This is a genomic window from Aeromicrobium sp. SORGH_AS_0981 (assembly GCF_031453195.1).
In the GTDB taxonomy this organism is placed as follows: domain Bacteria; phylum Actinomycetota; class Actinomycetes; order Propionibacteriales; family Nocardioidaceae; genus Aeromicrobium.
Window position 1 is genome coordinate 3532377 of the sequence record NZ_JAVIZD010000001.1, and the last position, 24269, is coordinate 3556645.

The following is a 24269-nucleotide window of genomic DNA, read 5'->3' on the forward strand; positions in this document are numbered from 1 at the left end:
GGCCGGGGCCGGCCCGCGGGGGAGGGTCAGGCGCTGGCCTCGGCCTCCTGGCCGCGACGCCAGCGGATGCCGGCCTCGATGAAGTCGTCGATCTCGCCGTCGAGCACGGCCTGGGTCTGGCCCGTCTCGTGCTCGGTGCGCAGGTCCTTGACCATCTGGTACGGGTTGAGCACGTAGTTGCGCATCTGGTCGCCCCACGTGGCCTGCACGTCGCCGCGCAGCGAGTCGAGGTGGGCGCGCTCCTCGGCCTTCTTGAGAGCGAGCAGCTTGGCCTTGAGGATCACCATGGCGCTGGCCTTGTTCTGCAGCTGGCTCTTCTCGTTCTGGCAGCTGACCACGACGCCCGTCGGGACGTGCGTCAGGCGCACGGCCGAGTCGGTCGTGTTGACGCTCTGGCCGCCGGGACCCGACGAGCGGTACACGTCGACGCGGATCTCCTCGTCGGGCACGTCGATCTCGTCGGTCTGCTCCAGCACGGGCACGACCTCGATCGCCGCGAACGACGTCTGGCGCCGGCCCTGGTTGTCGAACGGCGAGATGCGCACGAGCCGGTGGGTGCCCGACTCGACCGACAGCGTGCCGTAGGCGTAGGGGGCCTTGACCGCGAACGTCGTCGACTTGATGCCGGCCTCCTCGGCGTAGGAGGTGTCGTAGACCTCCACCGGGTAGCCGTGGCGCTCGGCCCAGCGCGTGTACATGCGCTGCAGCATCATGGCGAAGTCGGCCGCGTCGACGCCGCCGGCGCCGGAGCGGATGGTCACCAGGGCCTCGCGCTCGTCGTACTCACCCGACAGCAGCGTGCGGACCTCGAGCGACTCGACGGCCTGGTGCAGCTTGACCAGCTCGGACTCCGCCTCGGCCAGGGAGTCGGCGTCGCCCTCCTCCTGCGCGAGCTCGACGAGGACCTCGAGGTCCTCGAGCCGGCCGCGCAGACCCGTGATGCGCTCGAGCTGCGCCTGCAGCGTCGACAGACGCCCGGTGACGCGCTGCGCGTTCGCCTGGTCGTCCCAGAGGTCCGGCGCGCCGACCTGCTCCTGGAGCTCGTCGATCTCGCGCTGCATCGCGTCGAGGTCGAGCACCTTCTCGATGGAGGTCAGGGTCGCGCCGAGCTCCTTGATCTGCTCGGGGAAGTCGGTGGCCACCTGTCGAGGTTACCGGCCCTGTGGTGGGATCGAGACCGTGGCGTGCCTGTTCTGCAAGATCGTCGCCGGCGACGAGCCGGCCGAGGTGGTGCTGGAGGACGAGCACGTGCTCGGCTTCCTCGACGTGCGGCCCGTGTTCAGGGGGCACACGCTGCTCGTCCCGCGCGAGCACGTGGACACGCTGCTCGACCTGCCGGAGCCGATGACCGTGCCGCTGTTCGCGGCGGCCCGGCGCGCTGCCGCGGCGATGTCGAGCGAGCTGGGCGCGCAGGGCACGTTCGTGGCGATGAACAACGTGGTCTCCCAGAGCGTGCCGCACCTGCACGTGCACGTCGTGCCGCGCACGAAGGGCGACGGCCTGCGCGGCTTCTTCTGGCCGCGCACCCGCTACGCCGACGGCGAGGCGCGGGAGTACCGCGACCGCCTGCGTCACGCGCTCGTCGACTGATCGTCACCGCCGGGGGCTTGCGTCACCGTGCCGACTCGGGTTGGCATGGGAGCCATGAACACATCGGGGAACCAGAAAGCACCTGTCCTGCGACGGCTCGTCGTCCTCCTGACCGGCGCCCTGCTCGGGCTCGGCAGCGTGGTGGGCGTCGCGTCGTCCGCGTCGGCCGTGACCCAGGCGCAGGCCGAGTCGGCCTTCCGCGCCGCCGGCATCACGTGGTCGTCGTCGGGAGGCTGCACCACGCGCAGCAACCCGTCGTGCACGTCGTTCGAGGGCCTGCGCCAGACCAGCGTCGACGGTGCGCGCACGCTCAAGTCGGCCAGCGGCTGCGCACTGAACATCACGGGCGGCACCGAGGTCGGCCACGCGTCGGGGACGTACTCGCACTACAACGGCTACAAGCTCGACTTCAGCCTGTCGACCTGCCTGACGTCGTACGTGACGAACACGTTCACGTACGTCGGCACGCGCAGCGACGGCGCGCAGCTGTACCGCTCCGCGTCGGGCAACGAGTACGCGAAGGAAGGCAGCCACTGGGACGTCACCTTCTTCACCTGCGGCGGCTGCTGACGTCGCACCGACCCGTCCACGACCCACGACGCCCACCCCGAGGTCGGGGTGGGCGTCGTCGCGTCTGCGTCTGTCGGTCGCCGGGGCCCGGTCGCCGAGCTCAGTCGTTCGAGACGCCGAACCCGGCGACGGCGACGCGCGTGGCGTCGGCGACGAGGTCGTCGTCGGCCTCGGCGTCCTGGTCGTCCTTGGACGACATGATGGCGATGACGATGGGCGCGCCCTCCGCGCGACGCAGGATCGCGATGTCGTTGCGGGTGCCGTACTTGGCGGCCCCGGTCTTGTCGGCGACCTCCCACGTGTCGGGGACGCCGGCGCGGATGAGGTCGTCTCCGGTGGTGTTGCGCACCATGAGGTCGGTCAGGAAGGCGCGCGCGTAGCCGTCGTTGACGGCCTTCTCGCCGTCGGCCGGCGGGAGCGTGAGCCGGCGCAGGTCGGTGGCGAGCGCCTGGGGCGTGGTGGTGTCACGGTCGTCGCCGGGCGTGGCCTCGTTGAGGTCCGGCTCGATGCGCGACACCTTCGTCGTCCGGTCGCCGATCTCGCGGAGTACTCCTTGCAGCTCCTCAGGACCGCCGAGCAGGTCGAACAGCAGGTTGCCGGCGGTGTTGTCGCTAAACCGGACGGCCGCGTCGGCGACCTCGCGGACGGTGAGCTCGGTCTGCCCGGCCTCGAGCGCCTTCTCGACCTGCGGGGAGAAGTCGACGAGGTCGTCCTCGCTGATTTGCACGGTCTGGTCGAGCACCGACCGGGGCTTCTCGTGCAGCAGCGCGCCGACCGCGATCGCCTTGATCGTCGACGCGTACGCGAACCGCTCCCCCGCCCGGTGCTCCACGACCTGGCCGGTGCCGGTGTCGATGGCGTAGACGCCGAGCCGCGCGTCGTACTCCTGCTCCAGGTCGGCGAAGTCGGCCGAGAAGGTGGGCGACGCGGTGGGCGTGGAGGTGGCGCCGGGGTCGGCGCTGCTCCCTCCGCCGGTGCACCCGGCGAGCAGCAGGGCGGTGGCGACCACGGGCAGCAGCAGGCGACGCATGGCCCCTATTCGACCATCCCCGTCCACATCGACGTGTCGAGGCCGTCGTTTCGGGTACGCACCCCCGGACCCGGTCGCGTGGCCGGGTCCTTCCTGGAGAGGACGTCACCGTGCCCGAAGGTCAGCACCTCTCCAGCACCGGCCCCCGCCCCGACGAGGACCCTGAGGTCCTCGCACGCGGAGCCGCGTCCCTGTTCGGCGCGCTGTTCCTCGCCGCCGGCGTCCTGGGCTTCGTGCCGGGTCTCACGACCCACCTGGACCAGCTGAGCGGCAGCGGCCACCACAGCGGCGCGGAGCTGTTCGGCGTGTTCCAGGTGTCGGTGCTGCACAACGTCGTGCACCTGCTGTTCGGCCTGCTCGGCCTCGCGGCGGCCCTCCGCCCTCGCCTCGCTCCCGCCTACCTGGTGGGCAGCGGCATCGTCTACGCCGCCCTCACGATCTACGGGCTCGTGATCGACCACGGCTCCGACTCCAACGTCGTGCCGGTCGACACCGCCGACACCTGGCTGCACGCCGTCCTCGCGATCGCGATGCTGCTCATCGGCTTCGCCGTCGGCTCGGCGTTGCAGCGGAAGGGGCAGTACACGCGCTGAGGCCCGTGGGCATCCGGCTCTCGACCACCCTCCTCCACGCGGCGCGTTCGCGTCGCGGTAAGGCGAGGTGGGACTCAGCGCATTTCTCCGTGCCTCTGCCTCGTCGGACATCCACCGGCGCGCACGACGAAGTGCTCCGACGGAGACGGGGACCTACCGGCTCGTGGCTCGGTTCTCGTCCGCCCGTATGGCCGCAGCCAGGAATCGCGCGACGCCACTACTCCCCCAGCTAGCTTCCCTCTACGGTGCTCGGCAGATCCAGCTGAACCCCGTGATCGAACCGACCTCAGCGAAGCGTTGGAGGGTGATGGATGGCGAGCCGACCAGCCACGTTGCGACGACCTCACGTGAACGTCGTGCTGCTCGTCGTCCTTCTGTCCGCCTGCGCCTCGGAACCAGTGAGCCAACGCGAGTTCGATCGCCTCAGCGCTGAGGCGCAGGCCGTAGACGTCGCGCTGTCGAAGCGACTGGCAGCAGCCCTTCCGGGATCTCGGCCGATCTCGCGCGCCGCTCATTCTGTCGCGTGCAAGGGATCGGACGCAGAAGAAAGCTTTCTGGTCGAGCGAAGCTTCACCGTCGCCGAGGCGTCGGTCGAGGGTGTGGTCGACTCGGCCGAAGAGGTGCTCCGGGTCGAGGGTTTCGAAGTAAGGGAACCGAGTCCACGGGAGCTCCTTGGACAAAGGAAAGACATCGACGTGAGCGTCTCCGTCTCACGGTCGGGTGCCAGCGACGTCGCCGTCGCCACGTCGTCGTGGACCGCCTGTGTGAAGGTCGCGCGACAGTAACCTGCGGGAGCGGGCTCCAGTTTCGTCTCGCCCGTACCGAGCCGAGGGCACAGGGCGCTCGACCGTCCGGACTGCTCGAGGCAGGCCACCGGAGCGCCCCTGACTTGGCACCTCTGCGGCCGGATGTCAAGCCGTCTTCAGAAGATCGTTCGAACGCTTCTTCCCGCAACTCCTCCCATGGGTTGATCGACGCACACACCGTCGACGCTCCCAGGGGGGACACATCATGTTCAGTTCGCGACGCCGCCGCAGGCAACGCACCACCACCGGTCTCGGCCTCGCCGTCCTGTCTGCCGTCACGATCGCCGCGCTGCTCGCGGCGGCGCCGGCATCCGCGGCCGACGAGCCGGCCACGCCGGAGGGACGGGGCATCGCGTTGCCTGGCGGGTACGAGTCGCTCGGGGACCTGCCGTCGGTGCAGGCCGAGAAGCCGCTCAACGACGCCCTCGACGCGCTGCACGCGCTCTACGCCGAGAAGTACCTCGCCGGTGGAGCCGGCGCCGCGACCGCGCAAGCCGACGGTGAGCCGTCGCTCGACGAGCGGATCGCAGCGGCACGCGCGGAGGTCGAGCGCGTCGCCGGACGGCCGTACTCGGAGGTCGAGCCCGCGCCCGACTTCTCCACCGACGCGTCGACCACGTCCGACTCCGACGCCCAGGTCATGGCGGCGACGCAGAAGGCACTGCCCGTGCGCCACTCCACCCAACGCACCTCCTACTACTGCGGGCCCGCGTCCGTCGCGATGGCCATCCGCGCGTCGTGCAGCGCCTGCGAGCGGAGCCGCTACAACTCCTCCGACACCATCTCGCAGACGACGCTGGCAGCGTCTCGCTACCTCGCGACGACCTCGAGCGGCACGAGCATGTCGCGCATCCCGCTCACGCTCAAGAGGTGGGCGGGCTTCGCGTCCCGCCTCGTCTCGAGCCCGTCGGCGGCGTCCATCAAGAGCGGTGTCGTCAACTCGATCGGCGTCTACAACCGCGCCGTCGTGTACGGGACGCGGGAGCTGGCCGGGGCCGGCAACCCGCACTACAACTACCACTACACGACCTTCACGATCGACCACCTGATCATGGGCTACGGCTACTCCGGCTCGGGCGACCGACTCGCCTACGCGGACCCGGTCGCGGGCCGTTGGACCAACACGGGACAGTCGAGCGCCCCGAGGAAGACCAACGCCATGAGGAACACGAGCATGCGCATCTTCACCCAGCCATGGGGCGTCGTCCTGTGACCTCAGCGCGCAGGACCGCCGCCATCGCCTCGGTGATGGCGGCGGTCGTCCTCGGCACGGCCTCCTGCACGACGACGCAGGAGCCGGAGCCCCAGCGTCAGTTCGCGCTCTCCCCCACGCCGCCGTCGTTCAGGGAGGGCGACGACTACACCGTGCAGTCACGCATCCCGACGGTCCTGGAGGGACAGCAGGCCGTCTACTTCGACCGCGCCGACGGGCGCCTGATCATGTCGCTCTCCGGCACGTCGGAGTCTGGCCAACCCTCCGAGGACGACCCGCGGGGCGGCGCCCTGGTCTCCGTCGACCCGAAGACCCGCGACGTCACCGAGCTTGCCCGCCATGGGAAGCCGGGCTCCCCGCGCTACATCGTCGACGTCACCGTCGCCGGCGAGACCGTGGTGTGGGTCGAGACCACGCAGCCGAACTACGACGCCATGCCGTGGCGGATGTATGCGCTCGACCTCGCGACGGGAGAGGAGAAGGAGCTCGCGTCCTACCAGCAGCTCGGCATCACGGACCCGCCCTGGCCGTCTCCGAACGCCATCCGGCCGCAAGTCGTGGGCGACGACGTCTACGTCGTCGCGGTCGATCGCGTGGACGACCAGCAGAACGTCGTCCAGACATCCGCCTACCGCGTGCCGTTGACAGGAGGCAAGCTCGAGAAGGTCGCGCCGAAGGCGACCGGCGCCTGGGCCGCGGGACGTGAGCTCGACGTCCTCGTCGACAGCGAGCTCGTGCCCTGGGACCCGGACCGTGGGACCTCCGGAGAGGTCACGGACTCTGGGATGCGCGCCGACTGCGGCGCCTTCGCCGCGAGGGGGGTCCGGGTGGCCTGCACGACGGCCGACGGTCGCCGCCGTCTGACGGTCGAGTCGACCGAGCACGGTCGCTCCACCGTCGACCTTGGCAGGAACACGGTGGGGTACCTCAACGGCACCGACGACTGGGTCAGCTTCTCCACCGGCGACCGCGCCTACCTCCTCGACCTGCGGCGCGGGAAGCTCTTCTCCCTCCCCGGCAGCAACGACACCGGCTCGAGTCGTCTGAGCGGAAGCAGCTTCATCTACGTCAAGCAGACGTCCAGCCCGGACGCGATGCGGCTGGTGACGCTCGTGGACATGGACCGGTGAGCACGACCCAGAGACCCGAGGTGCCGATGTCGAGAGGGCCGGATGACCCTGGACAAGGGACGTGCGTCGACCTTCGTGTTCGACCTCGGCAGGAGGAGCGCGGTGGCCGGGCGATCAGTCTGAGACTGGTCGCCCGGCCACGCCCTCCACGCAGCAAGCGCTGACTACTCTCCGCTCCATCCCTCCGGGCACGTGACGTCCGCACAGACGCGGATCTGTGCGTTCACGAAGTCCTTATAGCGGTTCCCGCCGTACTCGTACTCGACCTCGTAGCCAGTTCGGAGGAACACACCTTTCTTCGTCGCCTTCGTCGCCAGCAGGAGCTGGAGCTGGCCCGGTGCGCGGTCGATCGAGGAGAACGTCCGGCCTGACACCTGCGTGATCGTTCCCAAATCAGGGTCACGCGGCGGCGCCTCGTCGTAGACCTGGTTGATCGCGGCTGTCGCAGAACGATCCTTTCCCGCCGCCCACACGCCGACCGTCTCCAACCCCTCCGTCTCGTACACGGGCGTCACGGAGATCACCCTCCCGACGTCGTTGCCGGGCAACCGCAGCGTCTCCATGGAGTCCGTGAAGCTCTCTCCGACCTGGACGTTCACCTGGTAGCCGTGTTCTGCGACTGTTCCCACTGGACCCTCGGGAAGGGAGAACGGCCACCGTCGATCCATCGACTGCTGGGCGAGAAATCCTCCTGCGAGCAACAGCATCAGGGTGGCGACGAGAGCGAGGCGCCGGCGCTCGACCACCCGGCGGAGCTTCGACACGGGTCAGGCCCGGGTCGTCGGGGACATGAACCACATCGCCATTGCGCCTGCTGCGCACACTCCTGCTATCAACACGTCTCTCTGCGCTACGGCGACAACAAGGCCGATGATGCACGTGCCTATGACGATCCGCCGCACTCGCGCCGCGTCCCAGGTCTTCACGGCGTCCACACTAACGAAGGAAGCGGCCATCCTTCGGTGGCCGACAGAGCTTGTCAGCCGTCCGCACCGGAGTCTCAGCACCTGAACGTGGGACCGCTCCTATTCCTCACTCGGCGGGCTCCCGCAGCTGCGACGACGCCTCCGCCGAGACCCGCGTGCGGGCCGGCCAACCGGGTGGCGTGAGAGGAAGCGAGGACAAGCGCTCCAGGCGCACCGTGACCGTCCCGTCCACGACGCCCACGGGCAGGGCGGAGCCCCCTCTCCGGCCAAGTAGCTGCACGACATGTACGAGCACGCGGCGGCGGCATCCGGCCGACGCACGGCAACACGGGCGGCCAGACGCTCCACGTCCTGATCGAGTACGACGTGTTTGGCGGGCACCTCGCCGACAGGCGTCGCAGACTCAAGAAGGTGCTTGACCGGACCTCCTCGGCGTTGGTCGAGAACCCGATCGTCGCCGCCGTCATCCGTACGCTTCTGGCAGAAGACGGACAGCTGACCTCGCCCTCGCCAGAGCCCTGAGGCTTGTCTCAGCCGCTGGCCCCGTCGAAGTTGAGTTGCCTCGGCGGGGCCACTGCGGCGGTTCTAGGACGATCCGTCAGATCTCACGCCTACGCTTACAAACATGGCGAGTGCGGACGTGGAGTCTTATAGACAGCACCAAGTTTGGGAGGTGCTGAAACTGAAGTCAGACGCCTTGTCTACTACGCGATTCGGCAGTTCTCAGCTTGAGCAGTCTCGTCTTCGAACTATCAAGATTCTTCGGTCCGCACTTCGATCACGGTCCAATACAGCGCAGCCACACCTTTACCCGAAGGTCCTCGATGAGCTTCGAGACGTCGTGAACAACATCCAGACCGACGAGTACGCGTTCAGCAACTTTATGAACAGCTACGAGGGGCAGTTGGCGGCCTACGTACGGTCGCTCCCGGGTCCGCCCGCCAAGAACATGCCCGCCGCGTATGTCGAGCAGATTGATGCTGCTGTTCGTCTCCGCGAGAAGGAGATCACGACCCTTAAAGAGGAGGTTGCGACGCTGCGCCAGCAGTTGGCAGAGCAGGAGGCCAGCCTGGAGGCGCACGGCCGAACCATCTCTCAGCAAGAGCAGGCTGTGTCTGCCGCCCGAGAGCAGATCGAGGAGGTCGCGTCCGCTACGGAGGAAACCGTCAACAAGAGCTTCCAAGCGATGCTTCTGAGTTGGAGGAAGGATCGTGACGAGAAGGATGCGGGCTTCAACGAGCGCATGGAAGCCCAGGTTTCATTGCTCACCGCCGCTGCTCAAGTGGGGCAGCGCCTGACTGAGCATGCAGCTGGGAACCTGACAGCAGTAGATTGGGCATCGCGGGCAACGAGGGAACGGCGAAACGGTTTCGGCCTGCGCCTGCTCGCCATTGTTTTCGGTTTTGCGGGACTCGCCCTCGCCTACTACATCGTGGACCGTGCAGTGAAGCAGGACTTCGATCTGACTGTTGGGGATGGCCTACTTCGGGGTGCAGCGATCATCGCGGTCATCGCGGTTGGTGGCTATTTCGCCGCCGAATCGCGTCGACACTATGCAGAATCCGACACGGCAGAGGAAGTCGCGACGGCCATGCTCGCGATCGAGCCGTACTACGCCGGTGCGTCGGATGATGACCGAACGGCAGCACGCAACGCCGTCGGCGAGACAGTTTTCGTGAAGAACGTGTTGTCGCGGTTCACGAGTCGTGATGCTGGCCGGCACAACGAGGCTGTCAGCAGTCAGGACCTCTCCCAGATCGTGGACGAATTGACGAAGGCTCTGAAGGCGGCGCAGACGACTCAGAAGCCGGACGCGAGCGCCTGACGTCGCCCAGGTGGCCGACACCGTCACTACAAGCGGCTCACCATCGCCTCCATCGCCTCGACGCAGTTCTTGAGGTAGTCGGCATCAACCCTGATGCGCTGGCCCATCACGTCGAGCCGGCCCGGCTTCTGCTCGTAGAAGGGGCACCCGCGTGCGTGCGCGACAACGCCCGTCGTCTGGAAGTCGCGAACGTGAGCAATCCCGTCGTCCAGGTCGGAGAACGTGAACATCTCGGGGTGGTCCCCCATGAGCGTCTCCACGTCGGCATCGATCGACCGCAGCACGGCGCTGTACGCCGACGCGGGGCCCATGTACTGGGTCAGGCGATTCTTCACAATCATGTGCACTTTCGGCAGGCCGCGTCCGGCCTCGCGCAGTCGAGTTGCGAACGCGTAAGTGGCGTAAATCTCGGACGGCAACTTCAACCCGTATACCAAAGAGAACGCATTCTGAATGGCGCGCCGGGAGGAATCATCCGCCATGACCGGGAGAACCAGGCGGTCAGTGCACGCCAGCGCGACCTGCGTGTACATGGAGAAGGACGGGTTGGAGTCGATGAAGATCGTGTCGTAGTCGTCCTTCACGAGCTCGATGAGGTCGCGCAACCAGTCGATGACCGAAAGCCATGCGTTGAGCCCCGGCAGCTGCGTGTTCGACAGCGTCGAGATGGCGTTGCTCTGCAGCTCGAGCAGCGGGTCGCCCGCGATCAGGTCGACGTTGGACGGCACCGAGGGGTTGTAGTCGTGAGGCGTGCAAACGTAGTCGCTCGGCGTCACCGACGGCATCGCGTAGGGCGACGGCAATCGGCGCTCGAAGTACCCGCCGATCGTGCGTCGAGGAATCTCGCCCTGCCGCTGGAGCAGGACGGTACTGCCTCCGTTCGTGAGACCGCCCAGGAGCAACTCGGAGAGGTTCGCTTGCGGGCAGACGTCGATCGCGAGGATCTTCTTGCTGGGGTTCTGATGCGCATAAAACGCAATGCTCTGAAACACCAGCGTGGTCTTGCCGGTACCACCCTTGTTGTTCCAGAACCCGTAGACCAGGGACATCGTAGGCTCCTCCGCGGACTTTGGGTACCTCCCGATGTCCACATTGGACAGCATACAGGACGTACAGGACTGAAGGCCGTCTCCTCGACAAAAGTCGCAGCAGGTAAGCCGTGACGCAGTCCAGCACGCGCCAAACCTGCACGTGGCGCCAGCGCCGCGCCCGTCTCGACGGCAGAGACACGCCGCTTCGGATCGGGTCGTCCGGGAAGACCTGCAACGGACCGAGTACGGCCACGCCTCCTGACGCCGACCTCTGGAATCGCGGCGAGATTCATACAGGCGCGAGACCTCGAAGCCGCTGCTCGTTAGCCCGCAGGTTCGCGCAGCTGCGACGACGCCTCCGCCGACACGCGTGTGCGGGCAGGCCAGCCGGGTGGGGTGAGCGGAAGCGAGACAAAGCGCTCCAGGCGCACCGTGACCGTCCCGTCCACGACGCCTACCTGCACCGCTGACACCTCTTCCCCTGCCAGGTAGTCCCCAACCAGCGCACGCGCCGACGCTGCGTCGAGCTCGACGCGCTGGTCGGCGTAGAAGGCGGCCTCGTCGAGACCGTCGGCCGCGGCCAACGCCGCGCCGTCGGCCAGGTTCGCGATTTCCTGACGCTGCAGGTAGGCCGTCGTCGCATTTACGACCACCGCCAGAAGCAGGGCGACCAGCACCAGGAACCCGATCGTCATCACCGTCACGCTGCCCCGCTCGTCCGCGCGCGTCATCGGCCCTCCCGGAACGACCCGTACGGCTCGACGTGCGAGGAGTCGACCGCGACCCCACCGACCTGGTCCCCCAGCACCGACGGCGTCAGCGGCAACGGCTGCACCGTGCTCACCGACACCCGCACCGACGAACCCGGCTGCAGGCACGACGACGGCGTCGGCAGGCACACCACCTCCACGTCGGCCTGGACCCTCTGGTCGCCCAACGCCACGGCTGCTGCACGCTGTGCGCGCTGGGCCGCCGTCACCGTGTCGGGCGCCTGCACGTACGCCCGCGCCGCCGCCTTGCTCGCCGACGACACCGCGTACGCCGCCCGCTGCGCGTCGAACACCGCGAGCATCACGTAGACGAACGGCACCAGCAGCAAGATCGTCAGCCACACCAGCTCCACCGGAGCCGACCCCCGCTCGTCCCTCACGGCTCCACCTGCACCAGCGCCCGCCCGCGCACATCGAGCGCCACCCCCGGCCCCAGGACACCCAACGCCGGCACCCTGGCCCGCACCCGCACGACGACCGCCGGCGCACCGTCGAGCGACGTCCGCGTCGCGCTCACCGACCGCGCGTACCGGGCCGAGAGCGAGTCGGTGATCATCCGCCGCGCCCGCGCCTCCGCGTCCTCGGGCGTCGCCCCCAGCGGCGCGCCCGCCCTCGCTCCGTCCGACGCGGCCGCGGTCAGCGTGTTGCGCACGTGCAGCACCAGCCCGAGCTGCACGATCCCCAGCACCAGGGGGACCAGCAGCACCATGGCGAGCACGAAGTCGACCACCGCCGAACCGCGCTCGCGGCGCATCAGCGCACCGAGCTCAACGCGTCACGCAGCATGGCCGTGAGCTCCGGGCCGGCGACCGCCGTGAGCACCGCGACGAGCCCGGCGGACATGACGGTGATCATCACCCAGCCCGGAACGTCACCCCGTTCGTCGTGCGGAGGCTCCAGCAGACGCGACCTCAGCCGCAGGGTCAGGGACGACATGACACCACTCCTTCAGCTCGACAGACGCAGGCCGACGAGGCCCGGGTAGAACGCGAAGACGACCGTGACGGGCAGGACGAGGAAGACGACGGGGATCATCATGAGGATCTCCTTGCGGCCACCGGACTCCATCAGCTCGCGGCGGGCGGACTCCCGCACGTCGGCGGCCTGCGCGTGCAGCACCTCGACGAGCGGGGTGCCACGGTCGACGGCCACGGCAAGACCCTCGGCGAAGCGCGCGATGCTCGGGACCCCGGTCCGCGATGCCAACGCGTCGAACGCGGCCGGCACGGTGTGGCCGGTGCGAACGTCGGCGAGGACCTGGCCGAGCTCGTCGGCCAGCGCACCCCGCAGGACGCGCAGCACGCGGTCAAGCCCGGCGACGGGACTCTCCCCCGCGGCGACCGCCAGCGCGAGCAGGTCGGCGACGGCGGGGAACTCCTCCGCGAGCCGCTCCTCGCGGCGGTTCACTTGCGAACTGAGCGCCGAGTCGCGCCCCAGCACCCCGCCCACTAACCCCACACCGCACAGGATCAGCAGCACGACCGGCGAACCACCCGACGTGCTCCACACCAGCACCGCCAGGGCCGCGGCTGCCGCGAAGCCCGCCGCACCCCACGTCAGCTGCTGCACGCGGAAGGCGTCGACGCCGTAGGGCGAGCCGAGCCGCACCAGCCGGCGCTCGACGCTCGCCGTACCGCCCGTCAGGCGCCCGACGAGCTCCGCCGCGCCACGCAGCCACGGACCGTAGACCGCACCGACCGTGCTCGACGCCCGCGTCCGAGCGGGCACGAGGTCGCTCAGGTACGGGTCGACCCGCATCGCCGGCGTCGGACGCCGGACCTGCCACCAGGCGACGACGACCAGCAGCACCCCGACCGCCCCCGCGGCGCCCGCCGCCGCCCCCAGCAGCGTCGCCGTCATGCCAGCACCCGCCGTTCCTCCGACAGCCGACCGAGCCACAGCATGAGCCGGTAGGCCACGACGCACACCACCGCGCCGCCCACCAGGACGAGCGCGCCCGCGCCTGTCGCGTACCGCGCGACGACCTCCGGCTGCAGGCTCATCGGGGCCAGCACCACCCACGGGGCGGCGACGGCCAGGCGGGCTGCGTTGACCGTCCACGACTGGCGCGCCTCCAGCTCGCCGCGCGTCCGACCCTCCTCGCGCAGGAAGCCGGACAACGCGCGCAGCATGCGGCCGAGGTCGCCGCCGCCGACGTCGCGAGCGATCCGCAACGCCTCCACGACGCGGTCGCCGGTGGGGTCGGCCAGACGCTGCTTCAACCGGTCGAGCGCGACGTCGAAGCGCCCCGTCGACTGGTAGTCGCGGCCGAACCGCGCGAACGGCTCGCGCAGACCCTCGGGCCCCCGCTCCCCCAGCTGCACGACCGCCTCGGGGAGCGACAGCCCCGCCCGCACGGCCGACGCGAGGTTGTCGACGGCGTCGGGCCACAGGTCGGCGTGCTCGCGGGCCCGGCGACGGGCGCGTCCCCGCAGCGTCGCCACGGGCAGCAGCGCCGCGAGCGTCCCCAGGACGAGACCGATGACCAGCACCCCCGACACCGCCGTCATCACCAGGCCAGCGACGACGAACGACCCGACGCACAGGGCGAGCAACGCAGCAGGCTCCACGTCGGACAGGCCGGCACGGTCGAGCAGCTCGCGAACCCGACGCCGGCCCGGCGTCCGGCGCTGCGGCAGCGGAGCGAGCGCCCACCACACCAGCAGCGCGACACCGGCCCCGGCGCACAACCCGGTCAGCGTGGCCACGGTGCGTCTCCGTCGGCGGCGAGCACCGCGTCGAGGTCGATGCCGACGCGCGCGAACGCCTCGGTCCGCGCGGGTCGCCCGTGACCACGACGCAGCACGGCACCGTCGCGCACGAACACCGTCTCGGACTCGATGTGCCCGTTCTCGACCCGTCCGCTGACCGCCGTGACCTCCTGGACCGCGCGGCGACCGTCGACACCGAGCGCGGTGTGGACGACCAGGTCGATTGACGTCGCGACGGTCGGAACGACGAAGTCGCTGGTGATGTTCGCCCCGGCGAGCAGCGGCAACGTGCACAGCTTCGTGAGTGCCTGCCGCGCGGAGCTGGCGTGGACGCTGGCCATGCCCGGCAGGCCCGCGTTGAGGGCGAGCAGCATGTCGAGCGCCTCGGCCGAGCGCACCTCGCCCACGACCACGCGGCTCGGCCGCATGCGCAGCGCCTCCTTCACCAGCATCCGCAGCGTCACCTCGCCGGTGCCTTCGAGGCCGGCTTGCCGGCACTGCAGCGCGACCCAGTCGGGGTGGCGCCCGCACTGCAGCTCGAACACCTCCTCCACGGTGATCAGCCGCTGCGACCCGGGGATCGCCGCGGCCAGGCAGTTCAGCAGCGTCGTCTTCCCCGCCTGGGTGCCGCCGGAGACCACGACGTTCAGCCCTGCCACGACGCTCGCCCGCAGGAACCGCGCGACGGCGGCGTCGATCGTGCCGAGCTCGACGAGGTCGTCCAACGAGTGCGCCCGCGCCACGAACTTGCGCACGTTGACCGCGCTGAACCCGCGCGCGATCCCGTCGAGCACCACGTGCAGCCGGTGCCCACCGGGCAGCATCGCGTCGACGAACGGCTGCGACACGTCGAGCCGGCGCCCCGACGACGACAGCATCCGCTCCACCAGCTCACGCACCTGCGTGGCCGTGAGGATGACCGACGTCAGCTCGTGCCGGCCCTCCCGCGCGACGAACACCCGGTCGGGCTCGTTGATCCACACCTCCTCGACCGTCGGGTCGTCCAGGAACGGCTGCAACGGACCAAGCCCGGCGACGTCGGCCACGATCCCGCCGACCACCCGGTCGGGCTCCTCCAGCGACCGCACAGCACCCGTCAACGAACGGCGCTCGTGCTCGGCCACCACCTCGTGCGCCACCTCGCGCACCGCGTCGGCGTCCGTCTGCGGGTCGAGCCGCCGACGTCGCACCTGCTCGCGCACCCGCTCCGCGAGCGTCGCCTGCACCGGATCCACCACTGACCTGTCCCCCGAGAAGTCGTGTCGATGCCCAGGACCATGACAAGAACAGCGCGATCTGTGAAGGGGCCGCCCGCCGAAACTGTGGACAAGTGGGACGGACGGACGGAACGACGGAGCCGCCGTCCGGTTCGGCACTCGTTCGCCGGGATCGGCACAAGTGCTCAAGACCGCTGCCACCGCCAAGACATCGAAGATGCCACGAGTCGCAACCTGTCCTGCGAACCACGACGTCCCGAAGGTTGCGTTGCGCCCGTGCTCTTATCGCCCCTTGTTCTTCCCGTCGCGCCGCCGATCCGACGCGATCGACTTCGCGTGTTCGGGACGGCTCCGATGCAACGCCGACAACCTGGTCGTAGACGCGTTCCGTGGAAGCGAGACCGAGCATCCAGAGATGCCGGCCCGAGGTCAACACGGAGAGGGAAACCAAGCCCCCTACCCAGAATCGAGCGACGGCCGGACAGTCCGATTTTGCTGTTCGATGCCGCCCTCTAGCTAACCGGGCTGCCCGCCGCCGCGAGTGAGCGCTGCGAGCATCGCGGCGCCGCCAGGTGCCTCTATCACGGTCCGATCGCCCTGCCCGGCGAGGAATCCGGTGTCCTCGCCACTGAAGACGGCCCGCACGAGCTCACCCACCACGAGGTTTCGGGCATCGTCTGTTGTGACGGCGCCTGACAGGAGCCGGAACGTCTCAAGGGCGTTGACGCTCCGTGAGTTCAAAACCGTAAGGTGCTGGTTCACGCGGTAGTTGCGGAGGCAGAAAGCCAACGCAACCGCAGCGAGCGAGAGCAGCACCACTCGACCGGAGGCACCGCGAACGAAGCGCAGCCACTGCTCAGCACTCGCATCCGCGGTGTAGGCGGGCGGGTCGAGGAAGAACGACCATACGGTGCCCGCGGCGAAGACGCCTGCAGTGAAGAGGCTGGCGACGAGCCACCGCTTCGCTGCCTCTCGGTGGGTGGTCGCTTGCGCCTTGTACTCCGGCGAAAGGTCGCCAGCCGCAGCCTCGACGTTCTTCGAGGCGAGTGCCGCCTGCTGCGACGCGAGCTCTTGAAGCCTCGCTTCATATTGCTGGGCAAGATCGACCAGCTCCTCAATCTGAGCATCGGCGGACGCCGTTCTACGGCTGGAATCAATCCTGACGTAGGGGCGGACGTTCTGTATGAGAGTGTCGCGCAACCGGACGAGGTCCTGTCGAACGTCGACCCAGTCACGGCGTGAATTCCGCCGGGACCCGATGGAGGACTCGATGGCACGGTCGAAGACGACGTGGAAGTCAGCGTTCTGGATTGCGTCGAACGCCGAGGTGGGAAGGTTCTCGTCGCCGAGCTCTTCTCCCTCAACCAGGAGCTCGCGGATCTGGGCCCACAGTCTCTGAGCGTCCGCCCTCCCCGCATCGCTGAAATTCTCGAAAACACGCGACCAGGACATGGTCTGGTCGAGCTCCTCGATCAGCGGCTGAAAGATCCCCATCGCGCGCCTCCGTACAGGTGTTGGGACACCGATGTTTGCACACCCGGAACACAAGTCGGATCGACCGCAGCTCTAGAAATCGGCCGGCGGACGACAAGCCGATCGAGGCGCCGGTCGGGAACATCGTCGTGCGCGATCACCCGGCCGCAGGGGAAGTACCCACCGCCAGGGCATGTGCATCATGCACGGGCGTTCGATTCGAGCGAGGGCGGGACCCCCGTCGCGTGGCGCGCCGCCAGAATCGGCGGCGCCAAGTTCGATTTCATTCCGACCGTCGCGGCTCCGCCCTTTCTCTCGACCGAGACGCTGGTCGGCGAGCGCCGAGTCGGCTCGTACGCGGGGCTCAAGGTGCTGGGCCAGTACGGACGAGCCCTCATTGCGAGAGTCCTACCTCATGCCGCTGGGCTACCTCGCCGCCCTCGCCAACGACGGCCACAACTCCGACCGCAACCACGTCGCGCTGCGTGAGCACGCCCGCCGTCAGGGACTTCAGATGGTCCGCGGCGACAACGCCGAGTACCCGCTCCAGGACTCGTATCGCATCCACGGCGTGGGCGCGGGCGTCCGGCATCGCGGAGCCCCCGCCGTGATGAAGGTGACGACTGGCTCCTACACGGTCCCGGTGTTCTGATGAGCACGATCATGGAGGACAGCCACGACCTCGTCGCCTGGGCGAGCCGGCACGCTCGTGCTCAACGACCAGCGCGCCGAAGCCGCCGTGCTGAACTCGCTCAGCAACCGTGGGCCGGCAGGAGCGGACCAGCCGTACCTGCGGACGTGCGGCAAGCGCGACCCGCTGCCCCCTCATCGAGGCGATGGTCGGAGACCAGCACACGCGGGCTGGCTCGTGCGACCGCTGCGGCGGGGCACGCGCGGAGCACCGGCTCTGGGTGCCCTGCGGCGAGTCCGCGTCCGGGCTGGCGTGCTGCGGCCACTGCCGCCGGACCCTGGACACGTCGTGCGGGAATGCGTTGGTCTGGCGATGACCTACAGCCGGTCAGTGACCCACTCGGAGGATTGGTTGGCCAACCACGCACCCGCCCACATCCTCCGCTGCGTGGGCACGCACAAGAGCACCGGCACGCAGTGTCGCCGTCTGGCCGTGGACGGTTGAGTCGTCTGCGGCCACCACGGCGGCACCTCACCCCAGGTAGTTCGTCGTGCAGCAGAGCGGGTGCAGTTCACGGCTGACGACGCCGCCCGTCAGCTCGTCGAGATGATGAGCGATCCGCAGGTCGATGCGCGTGAGCGAGTCAAGATCGCCCAAGACCTCCTGGACCGCGCCGGGCTCGCCGCGGCTCAGGTGCACAAGGTGCTGCCGATCGAACAGGATCCGATCGAGAAGCTGTTCACCGACTTACTCCAAGACGAGCAGGCGTTGCTGCCCGAGCAGCCCGAGCTCGACGCGCCCGCTGCCGACCAGCCACTTCTTCCGGCTGAAATCGAGCAGCCCACCTCGCGGGAGGTGGAGGATCCCTGCCCCGCGCCCCCCGCGAACGCTGGAGCTGGCCGAGCGAGCGCGGAGCCGCACTCCGCGGCACATCCGGGAAGCGCTGGACATTCTCTGACCAGACCGGGAGCTGAGGTCTGCGGGTTCCGCCACTGAGGGCGGGACCTTCACCAGGCGCGCCGCATCGTACTCCCATGAGCGCAGACCCCAAGCAAGGGGATGGACGGGAAGTTCCAGTAGTGCAACTCGCTCGATGACTTAAGATTTAGTGCTGGAATTGCAGCGCCGAGGGCTCTCACTAAGCGCCAGACAAGGGCGGTACTGAACCTCGCCCTTGAGTCGGCTACCAACACGATCGAGATACCCTTTCCTTGCAGCCCTGCAATCGCGGCTTAAAAACGGCACCACGATCACCGGGCCTTGAGTCCGGCAACAATCCAGGGACAACGAACTGAAGGCCCCCTTGACTATCAATATCAAGGGAGCCTACGATCGGGGCAAACAGAAGGAGATGTCCCCATGAACGAGATCAGCGATCTGCTGCGGAAGGCTCACGAGGCAGTGACTGAGTCCGGCGTGCCGGAGGAGTACCGCCTGGTGGCATTCCGCGAGGCGATCCGTTTCCTCGCTCCGCAGTCCACGGTAGCCCCGCGCGCAGCCGCAACGGGTGCGCCACGACCCGTGTCGGCGTCTGAGACAGCGCGGGAGGGCGAGGCCGACTTTGGGGTTTCCGAGGCTCAGATGTACGACCGCGTGGTGTCCCAGACCGACGCGGATCGAGACAAGCTCGAGCTCCTCGTCCACCTGGACGAGGACGGCCCGCGGATCGACATCGCCGGCATCAAGCTCGGCAAGACCAACGCGGAGCGGACGCGCGCCGTCGCCAAGATCTTGACGATCGTACGTGGCTTCGGTCTAGACGAGGACGCCACCGACTTGGACGTGGTTCGCAGGGAGTGCGCCCGACTCAAGGTGTACGACCAGGGCAACTTCTCGAGCCACGTGTCGAAGCTGGACGGGTTCGTCGTGAGCGGAACCGGAGCCAACCGAAAGATCCGTGCTCGCGGTCCCGGCATCCAGTCCTTCGCCGGGCTGGTTGACGAGCTGATCACCGACTAGCAGAGAGGACGACCGATGACCACCATCCGAGGCTCACCCTGTGCCTGTGCACGACAGACTCATACGTGTCTGTTGCCAGTTCTACGCTGAGCAGACTCCTATAGACGCAAGACCCCGGAAGAAGCGGGGCTCCTGCCGGGGACTGACGTTGTCTTGGTCGACACATCAGACTCTACTCGTACGGCTCGGGCGATCAAGCCCCGGTTGACGCAGGCGCAGGATCTCCGCTTCCTCTGGGCACCCCCAACCCAGAAGAAACAGGAGGGGACACATGTCCTCCATCACCACCGAGCACGACAGCACCAACACCAACGAGAACGACCCGTACGAGCGCCTGTTGTTCGAGATGCCGCGCATCGCCGAGGTCGTGAACGCCTTCGACAGCGAGGACGTGCAGAAGAGCGCCTTCGACGCGCTGGTCTCGGCGATCGGGGCCGACGTGGCTCCGGTGCTCCGCAGCATCCAGCCCGCTACGCCCTCGGAGGCGGAGGGACCGTCCGACAGCGACGAGTCCAAGGGGCGTCGCCGCCGCGCGGGCAAGTCGGCGAAGAAGACGTTCAGCCCGACCAAGGGGCTCAACTTCGCCCCCAGCGGTAAGCCCACGCTGGCCGAGTTCGTCGCCGAGAAGGCTCCGCGCAACCAGCACGAGCGCAACCTGCTCGCGTGTTACTACCTCACCGAGATGATGGGCATCCAGGAGGTGGACGTGAACCACGTGCTCGCCGTCTACCGCGCCGCGGGCTGGGAGGCGCCGACCTCCCCGGACGTCTCGCTCCGTGTCACGGCGAGCAGGACGAGCTGGATCGACACGTCGGCATCCAGCGCGATCAAGGTGATGTGGAGTGGTGACGAGCACATCGTCAGCAAGATGCCGTCGGCTCAGCCCAAGAAGGACGCGGCCTGATCGGCTAGGGCGGTGGTGGCCCCGGTCGACTTCGAACGGGGCCATCATCGTCTGCTTTGCGCCGCCTCCAACGCGAACCGGCTCGGCTGATGGGGCATGCTTCGGGCATGTCTACCTATATCCACTTGCAGGATGCGCAGGGGCAGATCGTCTTGCGGGAAGCACACGTCAGCCCCGCTGAAGCTCGTCAGGGGCTCGAATCCTTCAACGTGATTCGGTGGCAGGATGAGGCCGGCACCTGGGGACAGGACTCCGTCGCCCGGATGGTGAACTTTCTGAAGAATGGTGGAAGCCTTGCAATAGAGGTCGACGACAGATTGCGCGCGGTCGTCGTGTCTTCCACAGGGACGTTCCTGATCACGCAAGACGCCACCCCCGACGAGGACCCCCTACTAGCACTGCCGCCTTTCACTGAGCACTAAGAAGAACCCTCTAGCCAACTAGACCTGGCTCGTTGATCCACAGCTCCTCGACCGTCGGGTCGTCCAGGAACGGCTGCAGCGGTCCGAGCCCGGCGACGTCGGCCACGATCCCGCCGACCACCCGGTCCGGCTCCTCCAGCGACCGCACCGCACCCGTCAACGAACGCCGCTCGTGCTCGGCCACCACGTCGTGCGCCACCTCACGCACCGCATCAGCGTCCGTCTGCGGGTCGAGCCGCCGACGTCGCACCTGCTCACGCACCCGCTCCGCGAGCGTCGCCTGTACCGGATCCACCACTGACCTGTCCCCCGAGAAGTCGTGTCGATGACCAGGACCATGACAAGAACAGCGCGATCTGTGAAGGGGCCGCCCGCCGAAACTGTGGACAAGTGGGACGGACGGACGGACGGACGGTCGCGCCTGCCGTGAGCCGTCTTCCGAACGACGCTGCGTTCTCGCGCCGAGGGCCGAACGATGCTGCGTCCGCGACGGGATCCCGACCCGGACGCAGAGCCCTTCGGGGCCCAGCGCGCGAACGCAGAATCGTGCGTCCACCGGGTCGGAAGCGCGTCGTCGGCCGCTCGAGTACCCCCTGCACTGCACCCCGGCACGGGCTGGTCAAGCGTGTGATCGGTCACGTAGAGTGGACGTGGGACTGCGGAAATGATCCGTTCGAGCTAGGGCGCGCGAACGTGCAAACCGGGAACATGTCCTCTGGGAGTGGGGAGAAGTGGAAGACATGGTGACGACCACCCGCGTGGTGCAGCCGTCGTTCGACGACGACGCCCTCGTTCCGCACGCCTACCTGCGCAGCCTCCTCAGCGAGGCCGCCACCCTTGCCCCGCGCGAGGGACTCGCCGACGTGCTCACGCTCGTCGCGGCAGCCGTCGAGGACTGCGCGCTCACGCCCGACGTCGCGTTCTCGCTCGGCCAGCAGCTGCGCCTCGTCATCGGCGCGCACCCCGCCGACGGCGACCTCGACGCCCACCTCCTGCTCCACGCCCTCCTCTCGGAGCTGATCGAGGTCACCAGCCTCGTCGACGGCGTCCACCTCGACGACCTCGAGCCGCTCGTGCAGCACCTCGTCTCTGTGGGAGACCTGGCCGAGGCCCAGCGCACCACGCGCCTCGCCGACGCCACCCGCGCCCGCGTCCGCGCGCTCGAGAGCAGCATCGCCGCCGACCTCGGCGCCGCCTGACCCTCCGCAGCCCGCTCACAGGAACCGCACAGGTTCCGCACGGACAGGCGACGGACAGTCCGTCCACACTGGACCCATGACCGCGCCCCTCACCCGCGCCGACGGCACGCCCCTTCGCGTCCTCGTCGTCGACGACGAGCCCAACATCGCCGAGCTGCTCATGATGGCCCTGCGCTACGAGGGCTGGGACGTGCGCACCGCCGCCACCGGACGCGACGCCGTCGCGACCGCCCGCGAGCACGGCCCCGACGTGATCGTCCTCGACTGGATGCTGCCCGACGTCGACGGCCTCGAGGTCCTGCGCCGCGTCCGTCAGCACGACGACCGCGTCCCCGTGCTGTTCCTCACCGCCCGCGACGCCGTCGAGGACCGCGTCGCCGGGCTCACCGCCGGCGGCGACGACTACGTGACCAAGCCGTTCAGCCTCGAGGAGGTCGTCGCCCGCGTCCGCGCCCTCGTGCGCCGCACCGGCGTGCTCGAGCAGCGCTCCGACCACGTCGTCACCGTCGGCGACCTCACCCTCGACGAGGACAGCCGCGACGTCACCCGCGCCGGCACCTCCATCGAGCTCACCGCGACCGAGTTCGAGCTGCTGCGCTACCTCATGCGCAACCAGCGCCGCGTGCTCAGCAAGGCGCAGATCCTCGACCGAGTGTGGAACTACGACTTCGGCGGCCAGGCCAACGTCGTCGAGCTCTACATCTCCTACCTGCGCAAGAAGATCGACGCCGGCCGCGAGCCGATGATCCACACCAAGCGCGGCGCCGGCTACGTGCTCAAGCCCGCCGAGACCGCATGAGCCTCACCCGCCGGCTCGTCCTCACCGTCGTCGTGCTCGTGGCCACCGCGAGCCTGCTGGTCGCCGCGGCCGCGACGCTGCTCATGCGCAGCTCGCTCACCGACCGCCTCGACGCCCAGCTCGCGCAGGCCATGGACCGGGCCAGCACCGAGGCGCGCGGCAACCCGCTCGGGCCCGGAGGCGGTCCGAGCGGGCCGGGCGGACGCGTCGACGTCGTGTGCGGCGAGCGTCCCCGACCACCGCTCGGCCAGGCCGCCGGCAGCCTCACCGCCGTCTACACCTCCGACTGCGCCAGCGGCGTGCAGATCACGTCGAGCGGGAGCCTGCGCGGCCTCTCCACCACCGCGCTGCAGCGCCTCGGCAGCGTCGACGCCGACGAGACGCCCCGCACCATCGACCTCCCCGGCCTCGGGTCGGTGCGCGTCGCCGCCACCACCACCCCCGACGGCACCGTCGTCGTGCAGGGCCTGCCCACCGACGACGTCGACCAGACCCTCACGCAGCTGCTGTGGTGGGAGGTGCTGCTCACCGTCGTCGGCGCCGCCGTCGCCGCGGCCGTCGGGGCTGCCCTCGTGCGCCGCCAGCTGCGCCCGCTGCGCGACGTCGCCGCCACGGCGCACGAGGTCTCGGCCCTCCCCCTCGACTCCGGCGAGGTCGGCCGCACCGCCCGGGTGCCCGACGCGCTCACCGACCCCGGCACGGAGGTCGGTCAGGTCGGCGAGGCGCTCAACCGGCTGCTCGGGCACGTCGAGGGCGCGCTGGACGCGCGGCACGAGAGCGAGCAGCAGGTGCGCCAGTTCCTCGCCGACGCGTCGCACGAGCTGCGCACCCCCCTCGCCACCATCCGCGGCTACGCCGAGCTCGGCCGACGCACCGGCACCGACCAGCTCGCCAAGGTGGAGGAAGAGGCCCAGCGGATGTCGACCCTCGTCGACGACATGCTGCTGCTCGCCCGCCTCGACGCCGGACGACCGCTGGAGCGGGAGCCCGTCGACGTGAGCCGGCTCGTCGCCGAGGCCGTCGCCGACGCGCAGGTCGTCGACCGCGAGCGACGCTGGCGGCTCGCCCTGCCCGACGTCGCCGTGGAGGTGCCGGGCGACGCGATGCGGCTGCACCAGGCCGTCACGAACCTGCTGCGCAACGCCACCCGGCACACCCCGCCCGGCACCGAGGTGACCGCGCGGATCGACGTCGACGACTCCACCGTGCGGGTCGAGGTGCACGACGACGGTCCCGGCCTCTCCCCCGACCTGCTGCCCGTGGTGTTCGAGCGGTTCACGCGCGGCGACACCTCGCGGACCCGGGCGTCCGGAGGCGCCGGTCTCGGGACGTCGCTCGTGCGGGCGATCGCCGAGGCCCACGGCGGCCGGGTCGAGGTCGAGAGCCGCCCCGGCAGCACGACGTTCCGCATCTCGCTGCCCCGCGCCTGAGCCCCGCCGCCCACTCACAGACGACGCACAGCGCGACGAG

The 24269-nt window shown here is 69.1% G+C and carries 28 protein-coding genes; 15 read left to right on the forward strand and 13 right to left on the reverse strand.

What is annotated here, in order from left to right:
• Positions 1 to 26: 26 nt before the first annotated feature.
• Entirely contained in the window at positions 27 to 1142 is a 1116-nt protein-coding gene (gene prfB / locus QE370_RS17450) for a peptide chain release factor 2 (protein ID WP_309635131.1), read from the reverse strand.
• A 37-nt stretch (positions 1143 to 1179) separates the two neighbouring features.
• Here prfB and QE370_RS17455 point away from each other — a divergent pair, with 37 nt between their 5' ends.
• Both QE370_RS17455 and QE370_RS17460 read left to right on the forward strand, forming a co-directional pair.
• The gene (locus QE370_RS17455) at positions 1180 to 1590 is read left to right on the forward strand and encodes an HIT family protein (RefSeq protein ID WP_309635132.1); all 411 of its coding nucleotides are present in this window, start codon (positions 1180 to 1182) and stop codon (positions 1588 to 1590) included.
• A 54-nt stretch (positions 1591 to 1644) separates the two neighbouring features.
• Positions 1645 to 2160 carry a hypothetical protein gene (locus QE370_RS17460; protein WP_253023508.1) on the forward strand — a complete coding sequence of 172 codons (516 nt, stop codon included), beginning with the start codon at positions 1645 to 1647 and terminating at the stop codon, positions 2158 to 2160.
• Between the two features lie 100 nt (positions 2161 to 2260).
• Here the strand turns inward: QE370_RS17460 and bla are convergent, their stop codons facing one another.
• Entirely contained in the window at positions 2261 to 3190 is a 930-nt protein-coding gene (gene bla, locus QE370_RS17465; RefSeq protein ID WP_309635133.1) for a class A beta-lactamase, read from the reverse strand.
• 110 nt (positions 3191 to 3300) lie between these two features.
• Here bla and QE370_RS17470 point away from each other — a divergent pair, with 110 nt between their 5' ends.
• The 4 genes from QE370_RS17470 to QE370_RS17485 all read left to right on the forward strand — a co-directional run bounded on the left by QE370_RS17470 (position 3301) and on the right by QE370_RS17485 (position 6932).
• A complete protein-coding gene (locus QE370_RS17470; RefSeq protein WP_309635134.1) occupies positions 3301 to 3783 on the forward strand; it encodes a DUF4383 domain-containing protein in 483 nt (160 codons plus the stop codon).
• Between the two features lie 347 nt (positions 3784 to 4130).
• On the forward strand, positions 4131 to 4568 hold the full coding sequence (locus QE370_RS17475) for a hypothetical protein (protein WP_309635135.1): 438 nt from the start codon (positions 4131 to 4133) through the stop codon (positions 4566 to 4568).
• 226 nt (positions 4569 to 4794) lie between these two features.
• Positions 4795 to 5802, forward strand: coding sequence for a hypothetical protein (locus tag QE370_RS17480; protein ID WP_309635136.1), 1008 nt, complete (start codon positions 4795 to 4797; stop codon positions 5800 to 5802).
• Positions 5799 to 6932 carry a hypothetical protein gene (locus QE370_RS17485; RefSeq protein ID WP_309635137.1) on the forward strand — a complete coding sequence of 378 codons (1134 nt, stop codon included), beginning with the start codon at positions 5799 to 5801 and terminating at the stop codon, positions 6930 to 6932. The genes QE370_RS17480 and QE370_RS17485 overlap by 4 nt, the downstream gene beginning before the upstream one ends.
• 164 nt (positions 6933 to 7096) lie before the next feature.
• Here the strand turns inward: QE370_RS17485 and QE370_RS17490 are convergent, their stop codons facing one another.
• A complete protein-coding gene (locus tag QE370_RS17490; RefSeq protein WP_309635138.1) occupies positions 7097 to 7696 on the reverse strand; it encodes a hypothetical protein in 600 nt (199 codons plus the stop codon).
• Positions 7697 to 8699: 1003 nt separating this feature from the next.
• On the opposite strand from QE370_RS17490, the gene QE370_RS17495 reads away from it, so the two are divergent.
• Positions 8700 to 9683 (forward strand): hypothetical protein, encoded by a 984-nt coding sequence (locus QE370_RS17495; protein WP_309635139.1) that lies wholly within the window; start codon positions 8700 to 8702, stop codon positions 9681 to 9683.
• A gap of 26 nt (positions 9684 to 9709) precedes the next feature.
• Here QE370_RS17495 and QE370_RS17500 read toward each other — a convergent pair whose 3' ends face one another.
• The 9 genes from QE370_RS17500 to QE370_RS17540 form a co-directional block, all read right to left on the reverse strand.
• Positions 9710 to 10732, reverse strand: coding sequence for a ParA family protein (locus tag QE370_RS17500; RefSeq protein ID WP_309635140.1), 1023 nt, complete (start codon positions 10730 to 10732; stop codon positions 9710 to 9712).
• A gap of 305 nt (positions 10733 to 11037) precedes the next feature.
• Entirely contained in the window at positions 11038 to 11445 is a 408-nt protein-coding gene (locus QE370_RS17505) for a pilus assembly protein TadG-related protein (protein WP_309635141.1), read from the reverse strand.
• Positions 11442 to 11864 carry a hypothetical protein gene (locus tag QE370_RS17510; RefSeq protein ID WP_309635142.1) on the reverse strand — a complete coding sequence of 141 codons (423 nt, stop codon included), beginning with the start codon at positions 11862 to 11864 and terminating at the stop codon, positions 11442 to 11444. The genes QE370_RS17505 and QE370_RS17510 overlap by 4 nt, the downstream gene beginning before the upstream one ends.
• Positions 11861 to 12238 (reverse strand): pilus assembly protein, encoded by a 378-nt coding sequence (locus QE370_RS17515; protein ID WP_309635143.1) that lies wholly within the window; start codon positions 12236 to 12238, stop codon positions 11861 to 11863. The genes QE370_RS17510 and QE370_RS17515 overlap by 4 nt, the downstream gene beginning before the upstream one ends.
• On the reverse strand, positions 12238 to 12420 hold the full coding sequence (locus QE370_RS17520) for a hypothetical protein (protein WP_286689669.1): 183 nt from the start codon (positions 12418 to 12420) through the stop codon (positions 12238 to 12240). The genes QE370_RS17515 and QE370_RS17520 overlap by 1 nt, the downstream gene beginning before the upstream one ends.
• 12 nt (positions 12421 to 12432) lie before the next feature.
• Complete coding sequence (locus tag QE370_RS17525) at positions 12433 to 13344, reverse strand: type II secretion system F family protein (protein ID WP_309635144.1); 912 nt, start codon at positions 13342 to 13344, stop codon at positions 12433 to 12435.
• On the reverse strand, positions 13341 to 14192 hold the full coding sequence (locus QE370_RS17530; RefSeq protein WP_309635145.1) for a type II secretion system F family protein: 852 nt from the start codon (positions 14190 to 14192) through the stop codon (positions 13341 to 13343). The genes QE370_RS17525 and QE370_RS17530 overlap by 4 nt, the downstream gene beginning before the upstream one ends.
• Positions 14180 to 15430 carry an ATPase, T2SS/T4P/T4SS family gene (locus QE370_RS17535; RefSeq protein ID WP_309635146.1) on the reverse strand — a complete coding sequence of 417 codons (1251 nt, stop codon included), beginning with the start codon at positions 15428 to 15430 and terminating at the stop codon, positions 14180 to 14182. The genes QE370_RS17530 and QE370_RS17535 overlap by 13 nt, the downstream gene beginning before the upstream one ends.
• 498 nt (positions 15431 to 15928) lie before the next feature.
• Complete coding sequence (locus QE370_RS17540) at positions 15929 to 16906, reverse strand: hypothetical protein (protein ID WP_309635147.1); 978 nt, start codon at positions 16904 to 16906, stop codon at positions 15929 to 15931.
• A gap of 376 nt (positions 16907 to 17282) precedes the next feature.
• Between QE370_RS17540 and QE370_RS17545 the strand changes: the two genes are divergently transcribed.
• The 5 genes from QE370_RS17545 (at position 17283) to QE370_RS17565 (ending at position 20801) form a co-directional block, all read left to right on the forward strand.
• Complete coding sequence (locus tag QE370_RS17545; protein WP_309635148.1) at positions 17283 to 17537, forward strand: hypothetical protein; 255 nt, start codon at positions 17283 to 17285, stop codon at positions 17535 to 17537.
• 543 nt (positions 17538 to 18080) lie between these two features.
• Complete coding sequence (locus QE370_RS17550; RefSeq protein WP_309635149.1) at positions 18081 to 18512, forward strand: hypothetical protein; 432 nt, start codon at positions 18081 to 18083, stop codon at positions 18510 to 18512.
• Between the two features lie 363 nt (positions 18513 to 18875).
• A complete protein-coding gene (locus tag QE370_RS17555) occupies positions 18876 to 19475 on the forward strand; it encodes a hypothetical protein (RefSeq protein WP_309635150.1) in 600 nt (199 codons plus the stop codon).
• A 271-nt stretch (positions 19476 to 19746) separates the two neighbouring features.
• The gene (locus tag QE370_RS17560) at positions 19747 to 20379 is read left to right on the forward strand and encodes a hypothetical protein (RefSeq protein WP_309635151.1); all 633 of its coding nucleotides are present in this window, start codon (positions 19747 to 19749) and stop codon (positions 20377 to 20379) included.
• A gap of 107 nt (positions 20380 to 20486) precedes the next feature.
• Positions 20487 to 20801, forward strand: a complete 315-nt coding sequence (locus QE370_RS17565) for a hypothetical protein (protein ID WP_309635152.1) — start codon at positions 20487 to 20489, stop codon at positions 20799 to 20801.
• A gap of 10 nt (positions 20802 to 20811) precedes the next feature.
• On the opposite strand, the gene QE370_RS17570 is transcribed toward QE370_RS17565, so the two are convergent.
• A complete protein-coding gene (locus tag QE370_RS17570) occupies positions 20812 to 21096 on the reverse strand; it encodes a hypothetical protein (RefSeq protein ID WP_309635153.1) in 285 nt (94 codons plus the stop codon).
• Positions 21097 to 21541: 445 nt separating this feature from the next.
• Here QE370_RS17570 and QE370_RS17575 point away from each other — a divergent pair, with 445 nt between their 5' ends.
• From QE370_RS17575 to QE370_RS17585, 3 genes are all read left to right on the forward strand, one after another.
• Positions 21542 to 22000: a hypothetical protein gene (locus QE370_RS17575; protein WP_309635154.1), complete on the forward strand. Its 459-nt coding sequence runs from the start codon at positions 21542 to 21544 to the stop codon at positions 21998 to 22000.
• 76 nt (positions 22001 to 22076) lie between these two features.
• Positions 22077 to 22799 carry a response regulator transcription factor gene (locus QE370_RS17580; protein WP_309635155.1) on the forward strand — a complete coding sequence of 241 codons (723 nt, stop codon included), beginning with the start codon at positions 22077 to 22079 and terminating at the stop codon, positions 22797 to 22799.
• The gene (locus tag QE370_RS17585) at positions 22796 to 24229 is read left to right on the forward strand and encodes a HAMP domain-containing sensor histidine kinase (RefSeq protein WP_309635156.1); all 1434 of its coding nucleotides are present in this window, start codon (positions 22796 to 22798) and stop codon (positions 24227 to 24229) included. Before QE370_RS17580 ends, QE370_RS17585 begins: the two co-directional genes overlap by 4 nt.
• Positions 24230 to 24269 lie beyond the last annotated feature (40 nt).

What these genes read in the sequence shown, in the direction of transcription:
- QE370_RS17460 (WP_253023508.1), top strand. Translation starts at nt 1,645, where the DNA reads ATGAACACATCGGGGAACCAGAAAGCACCTGTCCTGCGACGGCTCGTC.
- bla (WP_309635133.1), bottom strand. Translation starts at nt 3,190, where the DNA reads ATGCGTCGCCTGCTGCTGCCCGTGGTCGCCACCGCCCTGCTGCTCGCC.
- QE370_RS17480 (WP_309635136.1), top strand. Translation starts at nt 4,795, where the DNA reads ATGTTCAGTTCGCGACGCCGCCGCAGGCAACGCACCACCACCGGTCTC.
- QE370_RS17500 (WP_309635140.1), bottom strand. Translation starts at nt 10,732, where the DNA reads ATGTCCCTGGTCTACGGGTTCTGGAACAACAAGGGTGGTACCGGCAAG.
- QE370_RS17505 (WP_309635141.1), bottom strand. Translation starts at nt 11,445, where the DNA reads ATGACGCGCGCGGACGAGCGGGGCAGCGTGACGGTGATGACGATCGGG.
- QE370_RS17515 (WP_309635143.1), bottom strand. Translation starts at nt 12,238, where the DNA reads ATGCGCCGCGAGCGCGGTTCGGCGGTGGTCGACTTCGTGCTCGCCATG.
- QE370_RS17520 (WP_286689669.1), bottom strand. Translation starts at nt 12,420, where the DNA reads ATGTCGTCCCTGACCCTGCGGCTGAGGTCGCGTCTGCTGGAGCCTCCG.
- QE370_RS17525 (WP_309635144.1), bottom strand. Translation starts at nt 13,344, where the DNA reads ATGACGGCGACGCTGCTGGGGGCGGCGGCGGGCGCCGCGGGGGCGGTC.
- QE370_RS17540 (WP_309635147.1), bottom strand. Translation starts at nt 16,906, where the DNA reads ATGGGGATCTTTCAGCCGCTGATCGAGGAGCTCGACCAGACCATGTCC.
- QE370_RS17555 (WP_309635150.1), top strand. Translation starts at nt 18,876, where the DNA reads ATGAACGAGATCAGCGATCTGCTGCGGAAGGCTCACGAGGCAGTGACT.
- QE370_RS17560 (WP_309635151.1), top strand. Translation starts at nt 19,747, where the DNA reads ATGTCCTCCATCACCACCGAGCACGACAGCACCAACACCAACGAGAAC.
- QE370_RS17565 (WP_309635152.1), top strand. Translation starts at nt 20,487, where the DNA reads ATGTCTACCTATATCCACTTGCAGGATGCGCAGGGGCAGATCGTCTTG.
- QE370_RS17575 (WP_309635154.1), top strand. Translation starts at nt 21,542, where the DNA reads ATGGTGACGACCACCCGCGTGGTGCAGCCGTCGTTCGACGACGACGCC.
- QE370_RS17580 (WP_309635155.1), top strand. Translation starts at nt 22,077, where the DNA reads ATGACCGCGCCCCTCACCCGCGCCGACGGCACGCCCCTTCGCGTCCTC.
- QE370_RS17585 (WP_309635156.1), top strand. Translation starts at nt 22,796, where the DNA reads ATGAGCCTCACCCGCCGGCTCGTCCTCACCGTCGTCGTGCTCGTGGCC.